The 22,603-nt window shown below is 68.2% G+C and carries 25 protein-coding genes and 1 tRNA gene; 13 read left to right on the forward strand and 13 right to left on the reverse strand.

Translation table 11 applies throughout. The features are described 5' to 3' along the window. Positions 1–110: 110 nt before the first annotated feature. Positions 111–1,250: an iron uptake system protein EfeO gene (gene efeO, locus DTA22_RS07305; protein ID WP_037244051.1), complete on the reverse strand. Its 1,140-nt coding sequence runs from the start codon at positions 1,248–1,250 to the stop codon at positions 111–113. 16 nt (positions 1,251–1,266) lie between these two features. Beyond that, positions 1,267–2,175, reverse strand: coding sequence for an iron uptake transporter permease EfeU (gene efeU, locus DTA22_RS07310; RefSeq protein ID WP_037244053.1), 909 nt, complete (start codon positions 2,173–2,175; stop codon positions 1,267–1,269). 243 nt (positions 2,176–2,418) lie between these two features. Between efeU and DTA22_RS07315 the strand changes: the two genes are divergently transcribed. The 6 genes from DTA22_RS07315 (at position 2,419) to DTA22_RS07340 (ending at position 7,047) form a co-directional block, all read left to right on the forward strand. Beyond that, positions 2,419–3,189 carry a lytic transglycosylase domain-containing protein gene (locus tag DTA22_RS07315; RefSeq protein ID WP_037244282.1) on the forward strand — a complete coding sequence of 257 codons (771 nt, stop codon included), beginning with the start codon at positions 2,419–2,421 and terminating at the stop codon, positions 3,187–3,189. Between the two features lie 196 nt (positions 3,190–3,385). Then, on the forward strand, positions 3,386–4,672 hold the full coding sequence (eno, locus tag DTA22_RS07320; protein ID WP_037244056.1) for a phosphopyruvate hydratase: 1,287 nt from the start codon (positions 3,386–3,388) through the stop codon (positions 4,670–4,672). A gap of 33 nt (positions 4,673–4,705) precedes the next feature. Further along, complete coding sequence (locus tag DTA22_RS07325) at positions 4,706–5,428, forward strand: FtsB family cell division protein (RefSeq protein WP_037244058.1); 723 nt, start codon at positions 4,706–4,708, stop codon at positions 5,426–5,428. Continuing rightward, the gene (locus DTA22_RS07330) at positions 5,425–5,979 is read left to right on the forward strand and encodes a DUF501 domain-containing protein (RefSeq protein ID WP_037244061.1); all 555 of its coding nucleotides are present in this window, start codon (positions 5,425–5,427) and stop codon (positions 5,977–5,979) included. Before DTA22_RS07325 ends, DTA22_RS07330 begins: the two co-directional genes overlap by 4 nt. Next, positions 5,976–6,920, forward strand: a complete 945-nt coding sequence (locus DTA22_RS07335) for a Ppx/GppA phosphatase family protein (protein ID WP_037244064.1) — start codon at positions 5,976–5,978, stop codon at positions 6,918–6,920. Before DTA22_RS07330 ends, DTA22_RS07335 begins: the two co-directional genes overlap by 4 nt. A gap of 50 nt (positions 6,921–6,970) precedes the next feature. Beyond that, positions 6,971–7,047 (forward strand) — tRNA-Leu (locus DTA22_RS07340). A gap of 26 nt (positions 7,048–7,073) precedes the next feature. Here the strand turns inward: DTA22_RS07340 and DTA22_RS07345 are convergent. From DTA22_RS07345 to DTA22_RS07355, 3 genes are all read right to left on the reverse strand, one after another. After that, positions 7,074–7,850, reverse strand: a complete 777-nt coding sequence (locus DTA22_RS07345; protein WP_112299034.1) for a class I SAM-dependent methyltransferase — start codon at positions 7,848–7,850, stop codon at positions 7,074–7,076. A gap of 12 nt (positions 7,851–7,862) precedes the next feature. After that, positions 7,863–8,234 (reverse strand): hypothetical protein, encoded by a 372-nt coding sequence (locus DTA22_RS07350; protein WP_037244075.1) that lies wholly within the window; start codon positions 8,232–8,234, stop codon positions 7,863–7,865. Between the two features lie 154 nt (positions 8,235–8,388). After that, entirely contained in the window at positions 8,389–8,832 is a 444-nt protein-coding gene (locus tag DTA22_RS07355; protein WP_112299035.1) for a hypothetical protein, read from the reverse strand. Between the two features lie 167 nt (positions 8,833–8,999). Here DTA22_RS07355 and DTA22_RS07360 point away from each other — a divergent pair, with 167 nt between their 5' ends. Both DTA22_RS07360 and DTA22_RS07365 read left to right on the forward strand, forming a co-directional pair. Next, on the forward strand, positions 9,000–9,434 hold the full coding sequence (locus tag DTA22_RS07360; RefSeq protein WP_112299036.1) for a hypothetical protein: 435 nt from the start codon (positions 9,000–9,002) through the stop codon (positions 9,432–9,434). Then, positions 9,431–10,033, forward strand: coding sequence for a metallophosphoesterase (locus DTA22_RS07365; protein ID WP_112299037.1), 603 nt, complete (start codon positions 9,431–9,433; stop codon positions 10,031–10,033). Before DTA22_RS07360 ends, DTA22_RS07365 begins: the two co-directional genes overlap by 4 nt. Here the strand turns inward: DTA22_RS07365 and DTA22_RS07370 are convergent. The 5 genes from DTA22_RS07370 to DTA22_RS07390 all read right to left on the reverse strand — a co-directional run bounded on the left by DTA22_RS07370 (position 10,005) and on the right by DTA22_RS07390 (position 14,205). Beyond that, positions 10,005–10,991, reverse strand: coding sequence for an AraC-like ligand-binding domain-containing protein (locus DTA22_RS07370; protein WP_409372692.1), 987 nt, complete (start codon positions 10,989–10,991; stop codon positions 10,005–10,007). The two genes, DTA22_RS07365 and DTA22_RS07370, sit on opposite strands and share 29 nt — an antisense overlap. 8 nt (positions 10,992–10,999) lie before the next feature. Next, entirely contained in the window at positions 11,000–11,539 is a 540-nt protein-coding gene (locus tag DTA22_RS07375) for a MarR family winged helix-turn-helix transcriptional regulator (RefSeq protein WP_174233768.1), read from the reverse strand. A gap of 101 nt (positions 11,540–11,640) precedes the next feature. Next, complete coding sequence (locus DTA22_RS07380; RefSeq protein ID WP_112299040.1) at positions 11,641–12,477, reverse strand: mycofactocin-coupled SDR family oxidoreductase; 837 nt, start codon at positions 12,475–12,477, stop codon at positions 11,641–11,643. A 23-nt stretch (positions 12,478–12,500) separates the two neighbouring features. Further along, complete coding sequence (locus DTA22_RS07385; RefSeq protein ID WP_112299041.1) at positions 12,501–13,244, reverse strand: SDR family NAD(P)-dependent oxidoreductase; 744 nt, start codon at positions 13,242–13,244, stop codon at positions 12,501–12,503. A 25-nt stretch (positions 13,245–13,269) separates the two neighbouring features. After that, entirely contained in the window at positions 13,270–14,205 is a 936-nt protein-coding gene (locus tag DTA22_RS07390) for a 3-oxoacyl-ACP reductase (protein WP_112299042.1), read from the reverse strand. 245 nt (positions 14,206–14,450) lie between these two features. On the opposite strand from DTA22_RS07390, the gene DTA22_RS07395 reads away from it, so the two are divergent. Next, complete coding sequence (locus DTA22_RS07395) at positions 14,451–15,914, forward strand: MFS transporter (protein ID WP_112299043.1); 1,464 nt, start codon at positions 14,451–14,453, stop codon at positions 15,912–15,914. A gap of 72 nt (positions 15,915–15,986) precedes the next feature. On the opposite strand, the gene DTA22_RS07400 is transcribed toward DTA22_RS07395, so the two are convergent. Then, a complete protein-coding gene (locus tag DTA22_RS07400; protein WP_112299044.1) occupies positions 15,987–16,469 on the reverse strand; it encodes a nuclear transport factor 2 family protein in 483 nt (160 codons plus the stop codon). Further along, the gene (locus tag DTA22_RS07405; protein ID WP_112299045.1) at positions 16,466–17,362 is read right to left on the reverse strand and encodes a TIGR03619 family F420-dependent LLM class oxidoreductase; all 897 of its coding nucleotides are present in this window, start codon (positions 17,360–17,362) and stop codon (positions 16,466–16,468) included. The genes DTA22_RS07400 and DTA22_RS07405 overlap by 4 nt, the downstream gene beginning before the upstream one ends. Positions 17,363–17,562: 200 nt before the next feature. Here DTA22_RS07405 and DTA22_RS07410 point away from each other — a divergent pair, with 200 nt between their 5' ends. Beyond that, positions 17,563–18,456, forward strand: a complete 894-nt coding sequence (locus DTA22_RS07410; protein ID WP_112299046.1) for an IclR family transcriptional regulator — start codon at positions 17,563–17,565, stop codon at positions 18,454–18,456. A gap of 33 nt (positions 18,457–18,489) precedes the next feature. Here the strand turns inward: DTA22_RS07410 and DTA22_RS07415 are convergent, their stop codons facing one another. After that, entirely contained in the window at positions 18,490–19,026 is a 537-nt protein-coding gene (locus tag DTA22_RS07415) for a flavin reductase family protein (protein ID WP_112299047.1), read from the reverse strand. A gap of 197 nt (positions 19,027–19,223) precedes the next feature. On the opposite strand from DTA22_RS07415, the gene DTA22_RS07420 reads away from it, so the two are divergent. From DTA22_RS07420 to DTA22_RS07430, 3 genes are read left to right on the forward strand one after another with little or no spacing between them, the layout of a single operon-like run. Continuing rightward, complete coding sequence (locus DTA22_RS07420; protein ID WP_037244113.1) at positions 19,224–20,099, forward strand: alpha/beta fold hydrolase; 876 nt, start codon at positions 19,224–19,226, stop codon at positions 20,097–20,099. After that, positions 20,096–21,808 carry an FAD-binding protein gene (locus DTA22_RS07425; RefSeq protein ID WP_112299048.1) on the forward strand — a complete coding sequence of 571 codons (1,713 nt, stop codon included), beginning with the start codon at positions 20,096–20,098 and terminating at the stop codon, positions 21,806–21,808. Before DTA22_RS07420 ends, DTA22_RS07425 begins: the two co-directional genes overlap by 4 nt. After that, positions 21,808–22,593, forward strand: a complete 786-nt coding sequence (locus tag DTA22_RS07430) for a 2-keto-4-pentenoate hydratase (protein ID WP_112299049.1) — start codon at positions 21,808–21,810, stop codon at positions 22,591–22,593. Before DTA22_RS07425 ends, DTA22_RS07430 begins: the two co-directional genes overlap by 1 nt. Positions 22,594–22,603 lie beyond the last annotated feature (10 nt).

The raw sequence follows: 22,603 nt of genomic DNA on the forward strand, positions 1-22,603 counted from the left end.
GGCGAGTGCGGCTCCCGCCCCGACGGCGCCGAACAGACGTCGTCGGGACACACCCTTGCGCTCGTCCACCGAGGTGGTCGTGTCGGTCGTACCGGTCGGATCAGTCATGATTATGCGCCTGCTACCACGCCTTGAACCTGGCTGACCTCTGCCGAGAGGGCGTCGATCTTGCGCGAGAGTTCTTGGCGCTGTTGTTCGTTGACAGTGTCGTAGAAGACGAACCCGTCACCCTGGCGGTATTGAGCGAGTTCGGCATCGAGGTCCGCGAAACGCTGCGTGATGTTCGCGGCCAGTTCGGGATTGCGTTCGTCGATGATCGGCTGCAGTGCGGCGACCGCGGCCTGTGAGCCGTCGACGTTGGCCTGGAAGTCCCACAGGTCGGTGTGCGAGAAGATGTCCTCCTCACCGGTGATCTTCGACGTCGAGATCTCGTCGAGCAGACCCTGAGCGTCGCCGGCGATCTTGGTGGGATCGATCGTGTAGTCCTCGGCGTTCACCTGGTCGGCGAGGTACTGGACGTCGACGACGAGCTGGTCGGCGATCGCGTTGGTGTCGGGCTGGGGGCCGGTGACCCACAGATCCTTCTCGAGCCGGTGGAAGCCCGTCCATTCCTGCCCGGGTTCGAGGTCGGCCTCCCGCAGGTCGAGCTTGGGGTCGAGCTCACCGAAGCTCTCGGCCTCGGGCTCGATGCGCTCGTAGTAGGTGCGGGAGACAGGGAAGAGTGCCTTGGCCTGATCGATGTTGCCCGCCTTGACGGCGTCGACGAACTGCTGCGTGGTGTCCTGCAGGGCGACGACCTGACTGCGGATGTAGCGGCGGTAGCCGTCGGCGGCCTCGGCGAGCTGTCCGCTCTCGTCGGACGCGCTCATCGAGTCGCCGGTGACGGTGAACTCCTGGCGGATGCCGTCGCCGACCATGCCGGGCTTGCACGCGAGCTGGTAGGTGCCGGCGTCGGGCAGCGACACGATGAGCTGGCGGGTGAGCCCGGGACCGATGTTCTCGACCTCACCCATCGCCCGGTCGCCCTCGGCGAAGACGTAGAACTCGGTGACCTTGGTGCCGTTGTTCGTGACCTGGAACGTGCTGTTCCCGGTGGTCCCGGAGTCGGCGCTGACATCGCACGTGTCGTCGTTCGCGGTGACGGTGATGTCGTCGGTGCTCGCGGTCGACTTCTCGGTGCAGCCTGCGAGCGCCAGCGGCAGCAGAGCGACGGAGGCGAGGGCGAAGCTGGTTCGGCGCGTGGTCTTCATGGGCGGAAGTTGCCTTTCATGAAACGGTTTCGTCGGGGGCGGGAGAGGCGGTGCGCTCGGGTGCCGCGGGGGCCGGTGTGGGTGCGGAGACGGGCCGGAGGAACAGGAACAGGACCACGACGACGTACACGACCCAGGCGACGGCCTGCAGGACCGTCGGGTCGGGTCGGAAGTTGAAGATGCCCGCCAGGACGGTGCCGTACCAGCTGGACGCGTCGTAGCCGTCCGAGATGTCGAAGGCGAGTGCCGAGCCGCCGGGCAGGACGCCGCCGATCTGCAGGGCATGGATGCCGTACCCGAGGATTCCGGCGGCGACGATGATCAGGAAGATGCCGGTGTATTTGAAGAATTTCGCGAAGTCGAGCCGGACGGCGCCGAAGTACAACAGGACCGTCAATATCGCGGCAGCGACGATACCGAGCAGGAGGCCGACGAGGGGCCAGGCGCTACCCGCTGTGTTCTCGGCGTACCCGACCATCAGGAGTGCCGTCTCGACGCCTTCCCGGCCGACGGCGAAGAACGCGAGGGTGAGCACCGCGATGGGCCCCGCGACCAATGCTTTCTCCATGCCCGCCTTGAGGTCGTGCGAGATGGTCCGCGCGGCCTTGCGCATCCACAGCACCATGACGGTGACGATCGCGACCGCGACGAGGGACGCGACGCCGGCGATGATCTCCGCGGTGAGTCCGGTGACGGTGGACGTTCCGTAGTGGATGACGAGGAAAATCGCCGCCACCATCGCGACGGCGATGCCGACGCCGAGCCAGACCCACTTGAGTGCGTCCTTGCGCTCCGCTTTCACGAGGAACGCGGCAAGGATCATGACGACGATGCCTGCCTCGAGGCCCTCGCGCAGACCGATCAATCCACTGCCGAACAGCTGTGTGGCGATCGACGGCGCGGTCCCTGCGGCGAGGACTGACATGCACACTCCTGGGCGAGGCGGGGTCGAGCCGAGTGGTCCGCAAGGTTGGGTAGGCAACCTTGCGGTAGGCAAGGCGAACCTTAGCCCTGAAGAAAACATACACCGCGCCTGCTTGTCCGAAGAAGCCCTCACCAGCACTTTTACAACCCTTTACCTTTGGTGTGTTGCCTCGCCGCGACCCGGCGCGGTGCGGGGTCGTCCCGCGTGGCCAAGATCGACGAGTTTCGTGTGGATGATGGAGACGTGAACCGATATCCCGCGCGGCCGAAACGTCGTTCCCGATGGCCCGGACCGCTGTTCGCTCTTCTCGCGGCGACGGTGGTCGTGGTTCTCGCCTACGGCGCGTGCTCGCGGGAGCAGCAACCGAGGATCGCGATACCGGAAGGCATCCCACCCGGTCCGGGGGCGGCGACCCCTCCGATCGACATCAACGCGCCGGGACGTTCGGCGGATCAGCTGCACCGATGGTCCGCCGGGTTGGCCGACTCGATCGGCGTCGGAAGTACCGCGCTCGAGGCATACGGCTACGCGGCGACGGTGATGGCCGAGACGAAGCCGGAATGCGGGATCGGGTGGACCACCCTCGCCGGAATCGCGAGCGTGGAGAGCCGGCACGGCACCCACGCCGGTTCGACGGTCGGGCCCACCGGTCAGGTCACCCCCGAGATCCGGGGCATCCCCCTCGACGGGGGACCCGGTGTCGCCGAAATCCCCGACACCGACGGCGGGGCGATGGACGGCGACCCGGTGCACGACCGCGCGATGGGTCCGCTGCAGTTCATTCCCGAGACATGGAAGCGGTGGGGTGTCGACGCGAACGGTGACGGCGTGGCCGACGCCGACAACATCGACGACGCGGCGCTGACCGCCGCCCGCTACCTGTGTGACCGGGGCGGCGACCTCACCGGTCCGGAGGGCTGGCAGTCGGCGCTGATGGCCTACAACCTGTCGGGGGAGTACCTCACGCTGGTACGCGACCGGGCGTCCGCCTATTCGGTGGGGGTTCGACCGTAATCGGTCCGTCACCCCTCCGTGACGTGATCGACGCCACATCGGTAGGTGTCGCGCGGGCGGATCGCCGTCCGCGGGGCGCGCCATCCCGCGCCGGTTTCGGTGTGCCGTTACGCTGTGTGCTGGCACGATCTGGTGTCCCTGGCACGATCGGATCGGTCGGTGCACAGTGCGAAGCCCATATAAGGAGAATCAGCAAGTGTCCATCATTGAGCAGGTCGGAGCCCGTGAGATCCTCGATTCCCGTGGTAACCCCACGGTGGAGGTCGAGGTGCTGCTCGACGACGGAAGTTTCGCTCGCGCCGCGGTCCCGTCGGGTGCATCGACCGGTGAGCACGAGGCCGTCGAACTGCGTGACGGCGGCGACCGGTACGGCGGCAAGGGTGTCGAGAAGGCCGTCGAGGCCGTCCTGAGCGAGATCGCTCCGGCCATCATCGGGATCGACGCCACCGAGCAGCGGACCGTCGACCAGGCCCTGCTGGACGCCGACGGCACCCCGGACAAGTCGCGTCTGGGCGCCAACGCGCTGCTGGGTGCGTCGCTGGCAGTGGCCCGCGCGGCCGCCGAATCGTCGGGTCTGGATCTCTTCCGTTACGTCGGCGGCCCCAACGCCCACGTCCTTCCCGTCCCGATGATGAACATCCTCAACGGTGGTGCGCACGCCGACACCGGTGTCGACGTCCAGGAGTTCATGGTCGCCCCGATCGGGGCCGCCACGTTCAAGGAGTCGCTGCGCTGGGGCGCCGAGGTGTACCACGCCCTCAAGTCGGTGCTGAAGGAGAAGGGCCTGGCCACCGGTCTCGGTGACGAGGGCGGCTTCGCCCCCGACGTCGCGGGCACCAAGGAGGCGCTGGATCTGATCAGCGTCGCGATCGGCAAGACGGGCCTGGTGCTGGGCACCGACGTGGCGCTGGCGCTCGACGTCGCCGCCACCGAGTTCTACACCGACGGAACCGGCTACAAGTTCGAGGGCAGCAACCGGACCGCGGAGGAGATGGCGGCGTTCTACGCCGAGCTGGTCGATGCCTACCCGATCGTGTCCATCGAGGACCCGCTGGACGAGGACGACTGGGACGGCTGGGTCTCCTTGACCGATCAGATCGGCAACAAGGTCCAGCTGGTCGGTGACGACCTGTTCGTCACCAACCCGGAGCGTCTGGAAGAGGGCATCGTCAAGGGCGCCGCGAACGCTTTGCTGGTGAAGGTCAACCAGATCGGCACGCTGACCGAGACCCTCGACGCCGTCGACCTCGCGCACCGCAACGGCTACAAGACGATGATGAGCCACCGGTCCGGTGAGACCGAGGACACCACCATCGCCGACCTCGCGGTCGCCGTGGGCAGCGGTCAGATCAAGACCGGGGCCCCCGCCCGCAGCGAGCGCGTCGCCAAGTACAACCAGCTGCTGCGCATCGAGGAGAACCTGGGCGACGCCGCCCGCTACGCCGGCGAGGTCGCGTTCCCGCGGTTCGCGTTCGAAGGCTGACGTTCGACAGTCGAGTAAGGGGTGTTGGGGTAGGTGGCACAGCGCGGCAGGCCGCGGTCGTCCGGAGCGAGTCCGGGCGGCCGGGGCTCCGGGCGTGGTGAACGGGCCCGCGGAAACCGGGCGGACGGCGCTCCCGGAGCGCGGCGCCCCCGCACCACCAAGTCGACGACGCCGGGGGAGGCCGACGGCAAACCGGACGCAGTCGACGGCGCCGACACCGGCAAGGTGCTCCCCGGCCGCGCCCGCCCGAGACGGGTGGGCGCGGCCGGGGCCGCCCGCGCAATTCGATCCGAGCACACGATCCTCGGGCTGTCGACCGGCCGGGCGCTCGTCCTCGTCATGGTCGTGCTGCTCCTCGCGCTCACCCTCGCCGTTCCGCTGCGCAACTACCTCACCCAGCGTGGGGAGGCGGATCGTATTGCGGCGGAACAGGTTCAGCTCGAGAAGGATCTGCAGGAACTGCGGATACTCGAGGAGCGCTATTCCGACCCCGCCTACATCGAGGCGCAGGCACGCGGTCGGCTCCGGTGGGTGAAGCCCGGCGACACCCCGTTCCAGGTGCAGCTGCCCGGCGACTACAAGGAACCGGAGAAGCCGGAGGAGAAGGACGCCGAGATGGCAGGCCCCTGGTACTCCGACCTGTGGAAGACCATTTCAGAACCGCCGGCCGCACCCGAGGTGCAGCCGGCACCGGCTCCGGTGCCCCCCGTGGTGCCGCCGCCCGTACCGCCAGAACCAGGAGAACCCACCGGGTGACCACTTCGTCCGACCCGTCCAGCCCCGTGCCGCAGGAAGACCTCGACGCCGTCGCCGCTCAGTTGGGCCGCGAACCGCGTGGAGTGCTCGAGATCGCGTACCGCAGTCCCGACGGCACGCCGGGCGTCGTGAAGACCGCGCCCAAACTTCCCGACGGAACCCCGTTCCCGACGCTGTACTACCTGACTGATCCGCGACTGACCGCGGAGGCCAGCCGGCAGGAGTCCGCGGGAGTGATGCGTGAGATGACCGAGCGTCTCGGGCAGGATCCGGAGCTTGCGGCCGCGTACCTGCGCGCCCACCAGTCGTATCTCGCCGAGCGCGACGCCATCGAGCCCCTGGGAACGGACTTCACCGGTGGCGGAATGCCCGAGCGCGTCAAATGCCTGCACGTGCTGATGGCCCACTCGCTGGCGAAGGGGCCCGGCGTCAACCCGCTGGGCGACGAATCGGTGGCCCTCGCCGCGTCCGCGGCAGGCGGCAAGCTGCGGGGCACCGCGATTCCCGCGGACTGGCCCGGCATCGACGACGTCGAAGGTCCCGAGCAGTGACGCGCGTCGCCGCCGTCGACTGCGGCACGAACTCCATCCGCCTGCTCGTCGCCGACGTCGACGAGCACGGCGCACTTCGCGACGTCCGTCGCGAGATGCGCGTCGTTCGGCTGGGCCAGGGCGTGGACGCCACCGGACGACTGGCACCCGAGGCCATCGAACGCACCCGAGTCGCGTTGAGCGAGTACGCCGGAATGATCGCGGACGCCGGCGCCACCGCCGTCCGGATGGTGGCCACGTCGGCCACCCGCGACGCGTCCAATCGGGAAGACTTCTTCTCGATGACCCGCGAGGTGCTGGGCGCCGTCATCCCCGGCGCCGGGGCCGAGGTCATCACCGGCGACGAGGAAGCACGGCTGTCGTTCAACGGGGCAGTCGGGGAACTCGATCCGTCGCAGGGACCGTTCGTGGTCGTGGACCTCGGCGGCGGTTCCACCGAAGTGGTCCTGGGTGACGAATCCGGCGTCCACGCCGCCTTCTCCACCGACATCGGGTGCGTGCGCATCACGGAGCGCTGCCTCCACGACGATCCGCCGACACCCGCACAGGTCGAGGAGGCCCGCGCGTTCGCGCAGGAACGCCTGGACGAGGCGTTCGCGCGTGTCCCCGTCGAACAGGCACACACCTGGGTCGGCGTCGCCGGAACGATGACCACCATCGCCGCGCTCGCCGAAGAACTGCCCGAATACGACGCCGAGCGAGTGCACCTGTCCCGCATCCCGATGCCCCGGCTGCGCGAGGTCTGCAACTCGCTGATCGCCATGACCCACACCGAACGGGCCGCGCTCGGCCCGATGCACCCGGGCCGGGTCGACGTCATCGGCGGCGGCGCGATCGTGACCCTGACGCTCGCCGACGCATTCGAGAAGAAGGCGGGCATCGACCAACTCGTCGTCAGCGAACACGACATCCTCGACGGAATCGCATTGTCGATCGCCTGAGCTAGGGTGATCTGCGCACGGTCGCCGAGCGACACCCTCGGCGACCGGTAGCCCCTATAGCCCAATTGGCAGAGGCAGCGGACTTAAAATCCGCACAGTGTCGGTTCGAGTCCGACTGGGGGCACCATCACTGAGGCGTGCTTCGGCGGCGGCTCAGGAAGGTCGGACGAGTTCCGCCCGCATCTGGGTGAACAGGAACAGTCCGGGGCGTCCGGAGATCTGCTCGTACTCGCGCACGACGTCGTCCATGAACTCCGGCACGGCTGCGTCGTCGAGGTGCGTGGTCCAGTCGGTGGATCCGACGGTGCACCACCGCGCGAATTCTTCCCGGGAACCGAAATCCCATTCGACGTCGCGCACGACGAGGACGGTGGTGTCGAGTCCTGCTGCCTTCGCGACGTCGCGGAACTTCTGCGGTTCGATGTGGACGAACGGCGCCGTGAAGTCGGTGAAGAACTCCGCCCATCGCGGGCGCGCCGCCATGGCCATCAAGACATCTTCGACACTTGTCCGCGGGCTCGCGCACACCATCTGGATGATCACCCGTCCGCCGCCCACGACGCTGCGGGCGATCGCCGCCAATGCCACCTGCAGGTCGGGGATCCAATGCAGGGCGTTGAACGACACCGCGACGTCGAACTCGCCGTCGAACGGGAGGTCGCGTGCGTCGGCGATACGGAACTCGGCGCGGGTGCCGTCCGGCACGACTCTCGATTGTGCCTTCGCGATCATCCGCGGCGACGCGTCCACTCCGACCACCGAACCGCCGGGGAGCCGTTCGGCGATCCGGAGCGTGACGAATCCGTCGCCGCATCCCACGTCGAGTAGCCGTTCATTTCCCGCGAGGGCGAGTTCCGCGATCGATTGCTCCGCGACGGCGCGCTGGAGGGCGCCGACATCGGCGTAGCCTTCGCCGTCCCAGTCGACCATGACGGCCAGGCCTCAGGCTCCCTGGTGGTGAGGGCTCGAGTGTGTGCCGCCGCCGGCCCGCGCGATGGATGCGCGGACGCGGGCCGTGGCCTGCCAGATCTGGGTGCTGTCGTGGACGCTGATAACCGGTATGCCCTGCTCACGGGCGTGCTGCATGCTCAGCGCGTCCTGGGGTGAGCCGACCCCGTCGAGGACGTCCTCGGTGACGATCGCGCAGAGCGCGGGGCCGTCCATCTTCCGGACGGGCTCGAGTCCGTGGACCACCATCCACTGCTTGACCATCGCCCAGTGCGACACCTCTTTGTACCGCGTGGGGTTGCCGATGAAGAGAACCCGACGGGAGCGGCGGGCGCGAGCGATATCGATGTGCGTGACGGTAGCCATGGCGGAGGGTTCCTGTCCGTTGCGGGATTCCGTACTGTCAATCCCCACTCGCAGCGGTTTCGTTACGCGTCGGTCCAAGAAGTTCGCCATTCCCGCGTACGTGAGTGAGAAAGCGTGCTCGAACACGCTTTGCCGCTCACGTACGCACGGTCCGTCAGCTACCGAACGGACTGCCGGACGAGCCTCCGCCGCCCGGTCCCGACGTCTCGGTGACGGTGACGATTGTGGGTTCGACGGTGCCGTTGGTCAGCGGCGGAATGCTTCCCCACTGCTCGAACGACGGCACGCTCGAGCAGGACCATTGCACCGCGTACTCGCCGGGGTCGACGGTGGCCCGCAGCTCGCCGTCGTCTCCGCCCATCACGACGGTCGGGCCCACGGTGGCGGCAGGCAGGGTTCCGTCGACGGGGACGATGTTCATCACGCACACCACTGCCCCGGACACGTCGTACCGGACGTCCATGACCACCGCATTCCCGTCGACGCCGATGTCGACCGTGACGTCTTCGGGTGCCGCGGACGCGGAGGGTGCGGCGAGCAGGCCCGCGCCGGCGACAGCGGCGGCGATACCTACGGTTCGTGCAATCGTGACCTTCATCGGTGCATCCTTCCGGACTTCTCGGTTGCCGGTTGATACGAGGCAAGAGCCACCCGGGAGTATCGCACCTCGAACCCTCATCTGCTGGGATGTGGAAGGTGGAACACTGCTGGTCTGGGAGTTCAGCGTGTCGATCCGACACCCGGTGCATCGAAGGAGACGGCGAAGTGCTCGGACGGAAGAACTACACGAAGGAAGAAATCGATCACGCCGAGGCGTCGATCGCGGAGCAGGTCGCCGCGTACACGTCGCTGACGGGGGCGATTGCGGGCGAGGTCACGGGCAAGAAGGTCTTCGCCGCACTCGAGGACTTCGAGTCACTGTTCTTCGACAACATGGTCCTGGTGCTGGACCGCTACTTCGTCCACCGGGTCCGGGCGGTGACGGGCAAGGACGGGAACCCGCTCAACGAAGTCGAGATCATCGCCGACTCGTTGATGAACAACGACGGCGTCCTGCGCGGCGTCAGCGTCCTGAAGTACGTCCCCGGCCAGTCCGTTCTGAAGCTCGAGATCGGCGACCGGATCCGCTTGGGCGCCGACGACTTCGAGCGGCTGTCGGCGGCGTTCTTCGCAGAAGTGCGGTCGCGGTTCCTGACATGAGCGTCTGGTTCACCTCCGATCTGCACCTTCGTCACGCACGGCTGGTGGAGATCCGCGGCTTCGACGCGGAGATCGACGCGCACGACGAATCCATCCTCGACGCACTGGCCGCCGCCGTCGGGAGCGGCGACCAACTCTGGATACTCGGCGACGTCACCGTCGGAGGTGCGGCCGCCGAGGACTGGGCGCTGCGCGCGCTCGACGAGTTCGCGCGGAACCGGAATGTCGAACTGCATCTGATCCCCGGCAATCACGACTCGTGCCACCCGATGGCGAACCGCAACAGTCACATCCGGCAGCGGGTGTTCCTGGAGACGTTCGCGTCCGTGCAGTTGTTCGCGCGGCGGAAGGTCGCGGGCGAGACCGTGCTGCTCTCCCATTTCCCGTACGTCGGCGACCACACCGCGGAGGACCGGGGCGTGAAGTACCGGTTGCAGGACCAGGGAGACTGGTTGCTGCACGGGCACACTCATCAGGACGACGTGCTCGACCCGTCCGTGCACCCGCGGCAGATCCACGTGGGCTGGGACAGTTGGCGCAGGCCCGTGCACGTCGACGAGATCGCCGAGGTCATCGGGTCGGACGCGTCGACTCGGTGACCGGTGTGGCGTCGGCGCGATATCTGCCGGGCGTCGATCCGTGCGCGTTCTTGAACAGCCGGGAGAAGTGGGCGGCGTCGGCGAAACCCCAGCGGGCGCCGAGGGCGGAGACGGGCACATCGCGGTAACGGGGGTCGGCGAGATCGCGACGGCACTGCTCGAGGCGGCGGCGGCGAATCCATCCGCTTGCCGTGTCGCCGTCGGCTTCGAACATCTTCTGCAGGTGCCGCACCGAGATGTGATGCGCGGCGGCGATCGAGTGCACATCCAGCTCCCGGTCGGCGAGCCGCTCGTCGATGAAGGCGGTGACCCTGGCGCGTAGTGCGTCCGCGCGCGACTGCGGCAGCGGCCCGTCGGCGAGGTGAAGTTGCTCCGCGAACGCGGCCGCGACCAGGTCGAGGACGGCGTCGCCGAGGTGCACCGCGACGGTGGGGGAGGCGTCGACGATCTGCTCGCCGAGCCCGCGCAACAGCGGGGTGACGACGGCGCCGAGCCCCTGCCTGCCCGACACCCGGCGCGCGGTGAGCTGGGCGATGCCGGCGGGCGGAACGCGGAGGAGGTGCCGGGGGAACATCACGACCAGCATCCGGAACCGGTCGTCGAACGACAGCTGATACGGCCGGGTCGTGTCGTAGATCGCGAAATCGCCGGGGGTGAGCGCGGCTTCCCGGCCGTCCTGGCTCAGGACGCAGTACCCGCGGACCTGCAGTCCGAGTTTGAAGTAGTCGGGGTTGGCGGCGCGGATGGTCCGGGGCGTTCGGCGAATGACGTGCGGGGCGGCCGTGACCTCGCTGATCCGGATCGCACCGACCGTCGCGCCGCGCACGACGCCCCGGAAGTCGGCGTGGTCCGCCGAGGTCATCTCCAGGGGGACGAACGCGTCGCTGACCGACTCGCGGAACTCGTCGAACGAGACGAGGCCGTGTTCGACCGGACGGATGAGCCTGCTCACGGCCACCATCTACCTCAACTGCGTTTGACGGCTTCGCGTGCGGCGGTGCCCGACGCGAGCTTCTCCAGCAGGCCGATCAGGTCGAGCCGTTCCGAAGGTGTCAGCGACTCCGTCCACGTCTGCTCGCGCTTGTTGTGCGCCGAGTACGTGCTGACGATGGCATCGTGCCCGGCGTCGGTCAGTTCGAGGGCGACCGCCCGGCGGTCGCCGGCGGACGGTCGCCGCGTCACGAGACCGTCGCGCTCGAGCGTGTTCACCAGGGCCGACACGGCGGACCTGCTCATCCCGGACAGTGAGGCGACCCGCTTGGCTTCGCACGGTCCGGCGAGCCACACCACGAACAGCACCCGGAATCCGGGCCAGCTCCACCCGCTGGGCCGGTGGACCGTCGACTCGAGATCGTAGACGAGGGCACTGGTCACGCGGTGCAGCGCGAGGACCAGCCGCATGGAGACCGGATCGACCTCGGGCAGTTCGTCGACGGTCTTGCCCACCGCGAAGTCCACGAAGGACAGGAAGTCCAGGTTGCTCTGGTCGGTCGTCTCCTCGGGCATGACCACAGGTTAGCGTCGGAACACGTATTGTCAAAGCATTGATCAACTAGCCCCCGTGAGTACTTGTCAACGCCGGGCGGTTAACAAGTACTCACGGGGCGTCAGCCAGTAACCCTCGCGGCGTTGCCCGCGTCGACGGGCAGGACGATGCCGCTGATGTGTGCGCTGCCCTCGGCGGCGAGGAACAGCACGACCCGGGTGATCTCGGCGGCGTCCAGCCACGCCACGGGCTGGGCGTGCAGGCTCCGGAACACCGGTTCCACGTCCTGTGCTCCCGGCATCTCCAGGTCCGGCCGCATCATCCGGTAGAGGGCGTCGTTGTGAATCATCGGTGTCGAGATATTGCCCGGTGCAATCGCATTCACCGTGATGCCGTGCGAGGCGAGATCGAGCGCCGCGCTCTTGGTGAGCCCGATGACGCCCCACTTCGACGCCGCGTACGCGGCCATGTTGGCGTTGCCGACCCGGCCGAGCATCGACGAGATGGTGACGATCCGGCCGTATCCTCGCCGGATCATGCCGGGCGCCACCGCTCCGACGGTGTTGAAGACGCCGGTGAGGTTGGAACCGATCGCCTCCGACCACTGCTCCTGCGTGAGCGACTGCACCGGGGCGGCCACCGAGACACCGGCATTCGCGACCGCGACGTCGATTCGCCCGAACTCGGACTCCGCCTCCGCGACCAGTGCGTCCATCGCGACTCGGTCCGCGGCGTCTGCCTTGGCGGTGATGCACCGGCGGCCCATGGCGCGCACCAGCTCCGCGGTCTCGTCGAGGTCGGCGGCGGTGGCCAGGGGATAGCCCACGGCCGGGCTGTCCTCGCAGCGGTCGCACAGAACTATGTCTGCTCCGCGTTCCGCCAGTGCGACCGCGTGGCTGCGGCCCTGGCCGCGGGCACCGCCGGTGACCAGGGCGACCCGGCCTTCGAAGTCTTTCATCGTCGCTCTCCTGTCCGGGCGGATCAGCGCAGCTTGATGCTGCCGCCGTCCGCCATCAATGTCTGTCCGGTCATGTACCGCGAATCTTCGGACGCGAGGAACACCGCGACGGGCGCGATGTCGGTCTCGGGATCGCCGATCCGCTGGAGCGGAACCTTCGCCACGGACGCGGCGGCGCGGTCGGGGAATCGTTCCTGCCAGGCGAGGACGCCCTCGGTGGCGGCGAACGGGCAGATCACGTTCACCCGGATCTGATCGGCCGCCCACTCGTTGGCCGCCACCCGGCTGACGCCGCGAATCGCTTCCTTCGCCGCGGCGTACGACGTCTGGGTGGGCATGCCGTCGAGCCCGGACCCGGACGCGAAGTTGATCACCGAGCCCTTCGCCGCCTTCAGCTGTTCGTAGCAGGCCTGCATGAGGTGCACGACCGGATAGAACCCGGTCCGGAACGAGAGGTCGAACATCTCCTGGGTGTGGTCGATCAGCAGTGCCTGCCGCGATGCGTGGGCGTTGTTGACCAGCACGTCCACGGATCCGAACGCTGCGACGGCGGCGTCCCGGATCTGTTCGGCGGACTCGCGCCGGGAGATGTCGACGTTCAGGAAGCGAGCCGACGATCCGAGTTGCTGCTCGAGATCCCGGCCGCGTTCGTCGTCGATGTCGACGAACAGGACGTTGGCGCCCTCGCGGACGAACACCGTGGTCACGGCCCGGCCGATGCCTCCGGCGCCGCCCGTCACGATCGCCGTCTTTCCGTACAGCCTCATCGTGTGCTCCTTCTGCGGGTGTGGCTCAGACACCGGCGGTGTCGCCGGTCGCCAGCGCGAACTTCTCCAAATCGGCGACGCTGAACGCGGCATAGTTCTCGTACGGTCCGCGGCCGGCGAAATAGGGTGTGAGAAGCTCCTCGAGCTCCTCGGGTGAGAACGCGGAACCCGCTGCATCGAAGCGGTTCTCGACCTTCGGTGCCGCCATCAGCGCGACCATCTTGCCGTACACGACGAACACCTGGCCGTTGATCTCGTCGGCGGCGGGGGAGGACAGGTAGCGGACGAGGGTGGCGACCCGTTCGGGGGACAGGGGGTCGAGTCCGGTGTCGGCCGCGTTCTCGCCGAACGCCTCGGCGGTCATGGCCGTCCTGGCGCGGGGGCAGATCGCGTTGGCGCGTATCCCGTAGCGGGACAGACCCTGTGCGGTCGACAATGTGAGTGCGGTGATCCCGGCCTTCGCGGCCGAGTAGTTGGGCTGGCCCGGCGATCCGAACAGGAACGCCTCGGATGATGTGTTGACGATCCGCCCGTATACCGGGCCTCCGGCGGCCTTGCTCGCCTCGCGCCAGTGCACGGCCGCGGCGCGCGAGGTGGCGGCGTGCCCCTTGAGGTGGACGCGGATGACGTCGTCCCAGTCCGATTCGGAGAGGTTGAAAATCATTTTGTCGCGCAGGATTCCGGCGTTGTTGACGAGGATGTCCATCGATCCGAAGGTGCTGACGGCCTCGTGCACGAGGCGTGCGCCCAGCGACCAGTCGGAGACGTCACCGGTCACGGCGGTGGCGCGGCCGCCTGCCGCCGCGATCTCCGCGGCCACCTCGTGTGCGCCGTCGCCCATGTCGTTGACGACGACTGCGGCTCCCGCGGCGGCGAGGGCGAGGGCTTCGGCCCGGCCGAGGCCTGCGCCTGCGCCGGTGACGACGGCGGTGCGTCCGGTGAGGCTGAGTGATTCCGTCATGGGAACTCCTGATTCGCGAGAAGAATTAGATTTCATTCTAGTTGTATCGCATGAACTACTGATCAGTCACTAGAGAAGCGCGATCTAATGGAGGAATGTTTTCTACTTTCCCTGCCGATTCGGCATTGACGACACCGGCCGCAGGCAGGTCTCGGTGAGTGGGAACTGTGGTCGACGTCACTGGGTGGCATGCCAGGTTGGGCGTGCTGATCCTCTCGAATCCCCCGGAGCCACATATGCATAACATGCCCCTGTCCCCAGGTGAGGCGGAGCGCGCACCGCTCTCACGCGGGAGGTCGTTCGCCCTCCTGGCCTTGATCATCCTTCTGGTCGAGGTCATCCCGCTCGCCTACAACTTCGTCACCCCCGCGCTGCCGGAGATCGCGAAACACTTCGGCACCGCGAACGTCGGCTGGGTGATCACGATCGTCACGCTCGTCCTCGCAGCTTCGACTCCGCTCGTCGGCAAACTCGGCGACATCTACGGCAAGAAGCGGATGATGCTCGTGTCCGCCGCGGTGTTCGGCGCCGGTTCGCTACTCGGTGCGCTGGCCCCCAACTTCGAACTCTTCCTCGTGGGCCGCGGACTCCAGGGTGCGGGCATGGCGATCCTCGTGCTCGCCTACGGGCTGATCCGAGACATCCTGCCCCCGTCCATCATTCCCGTGGCCGTGGGATTCGTCGCCACCGGAATGGGGGCCAGCACCATCCTCGGCCCGATCATCGGCGGCTACCTCATCGACCACTTCGGCTACACCGGCGTGTTCTGGGCGCAACTCCTCCACGTGGCGGTCGTCGGAATCGCGGTCGCGATCTTCGTTCCCGAGACCACACTGCGGACGCGATCGAGGCTCGACGTGCTCGGCGCGGCCATCCTCGGCCTCGGTGCATTCGTGCTGCTGTTCGGCATCGGCAAGGCCACCGCATGGGGTTACACGGCCCCGCAGACGCTTCTGTGCGTGGGCGGCGGTCTCGCCATTCTCGCCGGCTGGCTGCTGTACGAACGCACGCCGAAGGAACCGCTCATCGACCTCCAGATGCTCAAGCACGGGCCTGTTGCGAAAACCCTGGCCGCCAGCGGTTTCGTCCAGTTCGTCCTGGTCAGCCATTCGATGCTCATCCCGATGTTCGTGATGACCGATCCCGACCTCGGCCTCGGCTACGGATTCGGAGTCACCGCGCTCGCCGTCGCGATCTACACCGTCCCCACGGGCGTCGTGTCGATGATCGCGGGCCCGGTCGGCGGATACTTCACCCGTCGCATCGGCCCGGCTCCGGTTCTGGTGTTCGGCGGCGCCTCCCTCGCGCTCGGGTCGGTCCTGCTCGCCACCCTGCACGACTCGACCGTCCAGATGATGTTCGGGCAGTTGGTGATCGGCCTCGGACTCGGTTCCGCGTCGGCGACGTTGCCGAACCTCATCATGCGCACCGTGCCCGCGGAGACGCAGGGGATCGCAGGCGGGATGCTCAACCTGTCCGGCTCGCTGGGCAGTGCGATCGGCAGTCAGGTGATGATCGCCATCGTCGCGATCCCCGGTGTCGTGCTGGTGGGACGCGCCGCGCAATACTCGGAGAGGGGGTTCGTCTACGCCTTCTTCACACTCGCCGTCGCCGGACTGCTGGCATCGGTGATGGGACTTCTCCTCACCCGCAACAAGATCGAGCGTCCGGTCGACGTGGCGTCGCCGAAGACGGAGATGGTCGCCTGACCTCCCTGCCACGCAGACGACACGAGGCCCGCAGCATCTGCGGGCCTCGTGTCGGTGTGGCAGAGCCCGTGCTCAGGCGCGCACACCCGCCGCCAGCAGGGTGCGCGCCTCCTCGCGACCGTCGAGCAGCCGATTGACGCGCCGGGTCACCTTCCACTCGCCGTCGATCTTGGCGAGCTCCCACCGGTTGGCGGTGATCCGGTGGACGCGGAACCCGTCGTCGTCGTGAATGATCAACTGCGACTTGCACGTGGCTACCGCGGTGTCACCGTCGACACGCACGTGCCCGGGCTCGAGCATGTGCGCGCAGCCACCGCCGATCCAGCCCTGATGCGCCTGCGACTGCACCATCGCCGTGATGGCCGCGTGGCCGCGCATCACCCCGGTGTCCACGTCGTACACGCCGTCCTCGGTCCACAGCCGCGCGACCGCTTCGGCCGAACCGCTGTCGATGGCGGGACCGTAGGCGGTCATCAGCTCGAGGATGGCGAGCTTGTCTTCGAGTGCGGTGACGCGTTCGGCGAGCGCGCGGACGAGTTCTTCGGTGCCGGTCATGGACGGATCCTGTCTTCGGTTGCGGTGCGGAAGGAGAGGCCGAGTTCGTCGCCCAGAAGCCGGAGGGCCTCCAGTTGTTCGCAGTAGTGGGCTGCGCTCGTGGACGCGAGGGTGGCGCTGACGACGGTCGTGCCGGCGTCGCGTCGTCGTTCGAGGGCGCGGGCGACGGAGTCGCGGGAGCCGATCGGGTCGAGTGGCGCGCCCGCGCTGAGGACCACCTCGAAACCCTCGGGGAGGTCGACCTTGGCGAGTAGCGCGCACGACTCGTCGAGGGACAGGCCGAACGGCACCCATCCATCGCCGAGCGTTGCGGCGCGGCGCAAGGAACGCAGTGTCCGCCCCCCGATCCACAGCGGGACCCGCGGCTGGACGGCATGCGGTTCGACGACGACGCCGTCGAAGTCGTAGAACGTGCCGTGGTACTCGGGCCGGGGTTGCGACAGCGACGCACGGAGCGCGGCGAGGGCGTCGTCGGCGCGGGCGCCCCGGTCGTCGAAGTGGGCGCCGAGCAGGTCGAATTCCTCGCGCAGGCTGCCCACGCCCAGGCCGAGCACGAGCCGGCCGCCGCTGACGACGTCGAGCGTGCCGTAGCGCTTCGCGATCGCGAGGGGGTGGTGATAGCCGAGTACCAGAACCTGGGTGGCGAGGCGGATACCGGTGGTCTGGGCGGCGAGGAACCCGAGGGTGGCGAGCGGGTCCCAGTAGGTGCCGCCGCGCTCGACCGCGACGTCGGTGGGCACGGCGACGTGCTCGCTGCACGTGAGGTGGTGGTAGCCGAGGCGGTCGGCCGTGCGGGCGATCGCGGTCAACTCCGCGATGCCGGCGCCGAGTTCCCAGTCCGCGCGGACGGCGGGGTGCGCGATGACGATGGGCGGCGCGATTCCTATGTGCATCAGTTCGTTACTCCGCTGTCGGGGTCGGTCTGTCGTCACCGTTGTAGTGGAGGCGCCCGGTGGCCGCGCGGGCGTTCCCGGTGACCGGACGCGGCGATTGTCCGATTTCTTCCCCGCGGCGGGCACGGCTGGTACATTTTAAGAATTCATTTCAATTTTTGTCGGGCGTATGCGTGTGACCAGGATATTTGGAGGCGTCGATGACTGTCGTCGATTCGGATGATGCACTGTCGGTACCCGCTGCGAAGAAGGATCTGCCACCGTCGATGGTCGAGCGGATGACGCTGATCCTCGACGCGTTCGACGGCCGGACGTCGCGCCTGACCCTCGAGGAGGTCGCGTGCCGCACCCGCCTTCCGCGGTCCACGGTGCACCGCATCCTCGACCAGCTGGTCCGCCTCGACTGGGTGGACCACGCGAGTTTCGGTTACTGCCTCGGACGGCGCGCGATGGGGCTCGGCGGCGGCGACAACGGTCACAGCCAGGTCCGGGCCGCGGCGGCCCCGCTGCTGCACGAACTGCACATGCAGACCGGCATGGTGGTGCACCTGGCCGTGCTGGACGGCGCGGAGAGCGTGTACCTGGACAAGGTGGGCGGACGGATGGCCGCGAGCCTGCCGTCGCGGGTGGGTGGGCGCGTGCCCGCCTACACGACCGCGGGCGGCAAGGCGATGCTGGCGTGGGTCGACCCGGAGCGGGTCGACAGCATGTACGGGCCGCGGCTCAACCGGAGCACGGACCGCACGATCACCGAACTGTCCACGCTGCACCAGGAACTCAACCGGATCCGGCAGCGCCGCGGACTCGCGTTCGAGCGTGGGGAGGCGGTGCGCGGAATCGGGTGTGTCGGTGTCGCGGTCCGCAGCGCCGACGGGCCGGTGGCCGGCATCTCGCTGTGCGGCGACGCGCGCACCGTCCAACTCGAACGCGTCGCCCCGCTCGTCGTCGACGCCGCCAGGGAAGTCACCCGGACGCTCCACCCCGAACTGGGAACACCCCGCCGCGGCCGCCGGACCCCGGAGATCCCGGACAGCTCGTGGTCGACCGAGACCCTGGACCAGCTCCTCGCGGTGCAGTCCGGGCAATGGCTGTAGCGCCCGTGCGCGCGTGACGAGTCTCCGGACTCGTTACGCGCGCACGGGCCGCGGAGCGGCGTCGAGGCCGAAACCGCCCCGGAAGAACACCATCGGACGCTCCTCGCACACCGATTCGAGTTCCAGGACCCGTCCGATCACCACGTCGTGGTCGCCGGCGGTGTGCACCGACTGCACGCCCGCGTGCACGCGCACGAGAACCCCCGGCAGCGACGGCGTCGACCACCGCGACGGCTCCCAGGACAGGCCGTCGAACTTGGAACCCCGGCGCGAGCCGAACCGGAAGCAGAGGTCCGTCTGGTCCTCGCGCAGCACGTTGATCGTGAAACGCCCCGACCGCCGGATGCGCGGCCATGCCCGCCCGCGGTGATCGGCACAGAACAGGATCAACGGCGGCTCCAGGGACACCGACGCGAACGACTGACACGTGAAACCCACCGGACCTTCCGTGTCGAGGCCGGTCACCACCGTGACTCCGCTGGCGAATTGGCTGAGGGCACGGCGCATCTCGTCCGGTGACGGTGCGTCCGAGCGTGTCCCGGGCTGGGTGCCGGCCGGTTCGGTTGCCATCAGACCGCCTCCGATTGCTCTTCCGTCGCCGACCCGTTCGACGATCGTCCCCGAGGCTAGGGACGGCGCCGAACGGTCACGAGATGCCGTCTCGGTCAGTGGAAATCCCCGGCCGATGGCTGCGCGAGCAGGGCGATGTCTCGCTGACCGGGATCGCTTCTGTCCGAGCCGGGAGCGCGCTGGCAACGTGACCGACCATGACGACTGACTCGAGTTACGAGGGCACCCTGAAGGAGCTGAAGACCGACCTCGGCGTGCTTCGCTACCACGAGGCCGGCGACGGCCCGCCCCTCCTGCTGCTGCACGGCTCCGGCCCCGGTGTGACGGGGTGGCGCAACTTCCGCGGCAACCTCGGCGTCTTCGCCGAGCACTTCCGCACCTTCGTCCTGGAATTCCCGGGATTCGGGGTCAGCGACGACTTCGGCGGCCATCCGATGCTCACCGCAGGCGACGCCGTGCTCCGCTTCCTCGACGGGCTCGGACTCGACGAGGTCGCGATGCTCGGAAACTCGATGGGTGGCATCGTCGCCACCCAGTTCGCCATCGCGCACCCCGACCGGGTCGCCAAGCTGATCACCATCGGCGGCATCGGCAGGAACCTCTTCAGCCCCGGCCCCGGTGAGGGCATCAACCTCCTGATGGAGTTCACGGACGACCCCACCCGGGAGCGACTGATCGCGTGGCTGCACTCGATGGTGTTCGACCCCGCGATGGTCACCGAGGAACTGATCGAGGAACGCTGGACGCAGGCCACCGATCCCGAGACCCTCGCCAGCGCCCGCAAGATGTACAGCAGGGCGGCGTTCGAGGCCGGCGCCCGGGCCGCACTCGAGTCCGATGCGGCCCCGTACTGGGCTCAGCTGCACAAGGTGAAGGCGCCGACACTGCTCACCTGGGGTCGCGACGACCGGGTCAGCCCGCTGGACATGGCGATCATCCCGATGCGGTCGATTCCGCGGGCGGAACTGCACGTGTTCCCGAACTGCGGGCACTGGGCGATGATCGAGCAGAAGACGGCGTTCGAGAGCGCCGTCCTCGCCTTCCTGCTCCGCAAGGACGGCAGCGGGCGATGAGCGGCACCGAAGAGAACTTCGACACCACAGTCGATTTCCTCGTCGTCGGCAGCGGTGGCGGCGGCATGGCCGCGGCGATCACCGCGGCCGACCGGGGACTCGACACCCTCGTCATCGACAAGGGCGCCACGTTCGGCGGATCCACCGCCATCTCCGGCGGCGGCATCTGGATTCCCAACGCCCCCACACTGCGGGAGAAGGGTGTGATCGACTCGCGGGAGTCGATCCGCCGCTACCTCGACATCATCACCGAGGGCACGGTTCCCGCCGACCGTCTCGACGCGTTCGTCGACAAGGGCCCCGAGCTGATGGAACTGCTCGACCGCAGCCCGCACATGAAGCTCTACTGGGTGAAGGGCTACTCCGACTACCACCCGGAGTACGACGGCGGCCGTCCGCTCGGACGCACCATCGAATGCACGCCGTTCGACACCCGGGCGCTGAAGGAGGACGAGCAGTACCAGCGTCCGAACAGCATGAAGGGCCCGCTGGGACTGTGGGTCACGTCCAAGGACTACCACGACCTCGCCATGGTCAAGCGCACGTGGACTGGCCGCAAGGCATCACTGGTCGCGGCGTGGCGGGTGGCGTCCAACGTGATCCGCCGACGGCACATGGCTACCGGCGGACGCGCGCTCGTGGCGCGGATGCGGATGGTCCTCAAGGACGCCGGGGTGCCGCTGTGGCTGAAGACGTCGATGACGGAACTGATCGTCGACGGCACCGGAGCGGTCGTCGGTGTTCTCGCCGAGCGTGACGGACGGACGGTCCGGATCGGTGCCCGTCGCGGCGTGCTGCTCGCGACCGGCGGGTTCGACCACAACCAGGACATGCGCGCGAAGTACCTGCCCAGGCACGGCGTCCCGGACGTCAGTGCCGGTGCCCGGGAGAACACCGGCGACGGCATCGTCGCCGGCCAGAAGCTCGGCGCCGCAGTCGACCTCATGGACGACGCGTGGTGGATGCCGTCGGTGTTCCACCCGATGGGCGCCGTGATCCCGCTCGTGTCGGAGCGGTGCATTCCGCCGTCGGTGATCGTCAACGGCCGCGGTGAACGCTTCACGAACGAGTCGTCGCCGTACGTGAACTTCGTCCACGACCAGCTCGACGGCGGCCACGTCCCGGCGTGGTTCGTGATGGACGGCAAGGCGAAGTCGCGGTACCCGTTCGCGCAGGTGCTGCCGGGTGTGCCGTTCCCGCAGGGGTTCTACGACTCCGGAGTCGTGCACAAGGCGGACACCGTGCGTGACCTCGCCGACGCGATCGGCGTCAAGGCCGACACCCTGGTCGCGACCATCGACCGGTTCAACGGCTTCGCCCGCACCGGCAAGGACGAGGACTTCGGCCGCGGCGACAGCGCGTACGACCGGTACTACGGCGACCCGACGATGAAGAACCCGTGCCTCGACGAGATCGTCCAGGGACCGTTCTACGCGATCCGGTGCGAGGCCGGCGACCTGGGCACCAAGGGCGGCCTCGTCACCGACGCCGACGCGCGGGTGCTCCGCGAGGACGGCTCCGTCATCGACGGCCTGTACGCCACCGGCAACACGTCGGCGTCGGTGATGGGCAACGAATACGCCGGTGCGGGCGCGACCATCGGTCCCGCCATGGTGTTCGGCTACATCGCCGCGCTGCACGTCGCCCACGTGAGTGGCAAGGCGTCCCCGGGCACACGACAGCACTCACGTGCGGGAGAGGTGGCGTGATGCTGAGCGATGCCCAGCGACTGTCCGCCGCACACCTCCTGCGGAACGCCGAACGGGACCGTGCGCCGATCGACCCGTTGACCACCGTGTTCCCGGGGATCGACGTCGTCGACGCCTACGAGATCGCGCTGATCAACATCCGGGCGCGGCTGGGCGCGGGGGAGACGGTGTACGGCCACAAGGTCGGGCTGTCGTCCGAGGTCATGCAGAAGATGATGGGTGTCGACGAACCCGACTACGGGCATCTGCTGTCGAGCATGGTGTACGCCGAGGGGACGCCGATCGACACCGCCCGGTTCTGCTACCCGCGCATCGAGGTGGAGATCGGATACGTCCTCGGCGAGACCCTGCCGGGGGAGGGATGCACCGAGGCGGACGTGCTGGCGGCCACCGAATACATCGTTCCCAGCATCGAACTGATCGACTCACGCATCACCGACTGGAAGATCGGGCTCGCCGACACGATCGCCGACAACGCGTCCTCGGCCGGGGTGATCCTCGGCGCCGGACGGGTGGAACCGGCGAACGTCGACATCGGCGGGATCTCCGCCGTGCTGTATCAGGGCGAGGAGGAGATCGCGCGGGGCGAGGCGTCGGCGGTGCTCGGCAATCCCACGAAGGCCGTCGCCTGGCTGGCCCGGAAGGTCGCGAGCTTCGGAGTGCGACTCGAGGCCGGGCACGTGATTCTGCCCGGCTCGTGCACCCGCGCGATCGACGCCCGGCCCGGCGACGTGTTCCGCGCCGATTTCAGTGACATCGGTTCCGTATCAGTAGAATTCAAGTAAAGGCGACAAC

Origin of the sequence: Rhodococcus wratislaviensis (genome assembly GCF_900455735.1) — a bacterium.
In the GTDB taxonomy this organism is placed as follows: domain Bacteria; phylum Actinomycetota; class Actinomycetes; order Mycobacteriales; family Mycobacteriaceae; genus Rhodococcus_F; species Rhodococcus_F wratislaviensis.

What these genes read in the sequence shown, in the direction of transcription:
- efeO (WP_037244051.1), bottom strand. Translation starts at nt 1,250, where the DNA reads ATGAAGACCACGCGCCGAACCAGCTTCGCCCTCGCCTCCGTCGCTCTG.
- efeU (WP_037244053.1), bottom strand. Translation starts at nt 2,175, where the DNA reads ATGTCAGTCCTCGCCGCAGGGACCGCGCCGTCGATCGCCACACAGCTG.
- DTA22_RS07345 (WP_112299034.1), bottom strand. Translation starts at nt 7,850, where the DNA reads ATGGTCGACTGGGACGGCGAAGGCTACGCCGATGTCGGCGCCCTCCAG.
- DTA22_RS07350 (WP_037244075.1), bottom strand. Translation starts at nt 8,234, where the DNA reads ATGGCTACCGTCACGCACATCGATATCGCTCGCGCCCGCCGCTCCCGT.
- DTA22_RS07355 (WP_112299035.1), bottom strand. Translation starts at nt 8,832, where the DNA reads ATGAAGGTCACGATTGCACGAACCGTAGGTATCGCCGCCGCTGTCGCC.
- DTA22_RS07365 (WP_112299037.1), top strand. Translation starts at nt 9,431, where the DNA reads ATGAGCGTCTGGTTCACCTCCGATCTGCACCTTCGTCACGCACGGCTG.
- DTA22_RS07375 (WP_174233768.1), bottom strand. Translation starts at nt 11,539, where the DNA reads ATGCCCGAGGAGACGACCGACCAGAGCAACCTGGACTTCCTGTCCTTC.
- DTA22_RS07380 (WP_112299040.1), bottom strand. Translation starts at nt 12,477, where the DNA reads ATGAAAGACTTCGAAGGCCGGGTCGCCCTGGTCACCGGCGGTGCCCGC.
- DTA22_RS07385 (WP_112299041.1), bottom strand. Translation starts at nt 13,244, where the DNA reads ATGAGGCTGTACGGAAAGACGGCGATCGTGACGGGCGGCGCCGGAGGC.
- DTA22_RS07390 (WP_112299042.1), bottom strand. Translation starts at nt 14,205, where the DNA reads ATGACGGAATCACTCAGCCTCACCGGACGCACCGCCGTCGTCACCGGC.
- DTA22_RS07395 (WP_112299043.1), top strand. Translation starts at nt 14,451, where the DNA reads ATGCCCCTGTCCCCAGGTGAGGCGGAGCGCGCACCGCTCTCACGCGGG.
- DTA22_RS07400 (WP_112299044.1), bottom strand. Translation starts at nt 16,469, where the DNA reads ATGACCGGCACCGAAGAACTCGTCCGCGCGCTCGCCGAACGCGTCACC.
- DTA22_RS07405 (WP_112299045.1), bottom strand. Translation starts at nt 17,362, where the DNA reads ATGCACATAGGAATCGCGCCGCCCATCGTCATCGCGCACCCCGCCGTC.
- DTA22_RS07410 (WP_112299046.1), top strand. Translation starts at nt 17,563, where the DNA reads ATGACTGTCGTCGATTCGGATGATGCACTGTCGGTACCCGCTGCGAAG.
- DTA22_RS07415 (WP_112299047.1), bottom strand. Translation starts at nt 19,026, where the DNA reads ATGGCAACCGAACCGGCCGGCACCCAGCCCGGGACACGCTCGGACGCA.
- DTA22_RS07420 (WP_037244113.1), top strand. Translation starts at nt 19,224, where the DNA reads ATGACGACTGACTCGAGTTACGAGGGCACCCTGAAGGAGCTGAAGACC.
- DTA22_RS07425 (WP_112299048.1), top strand. Translation starts at nt 20,096, where the DNA reads ATGAGCGGCACCGAAGAGAACTTCGACACCACAGTCGATTTCCTCGTC.
- DTA22_RS07430 (WP_112299049.1), top strand. Translation starts at nt 21,808, where the DNA reads ATGCTGAGCGATGCCCAGCGACTGTCCGCCGCACACCTCCTGCGGAAC.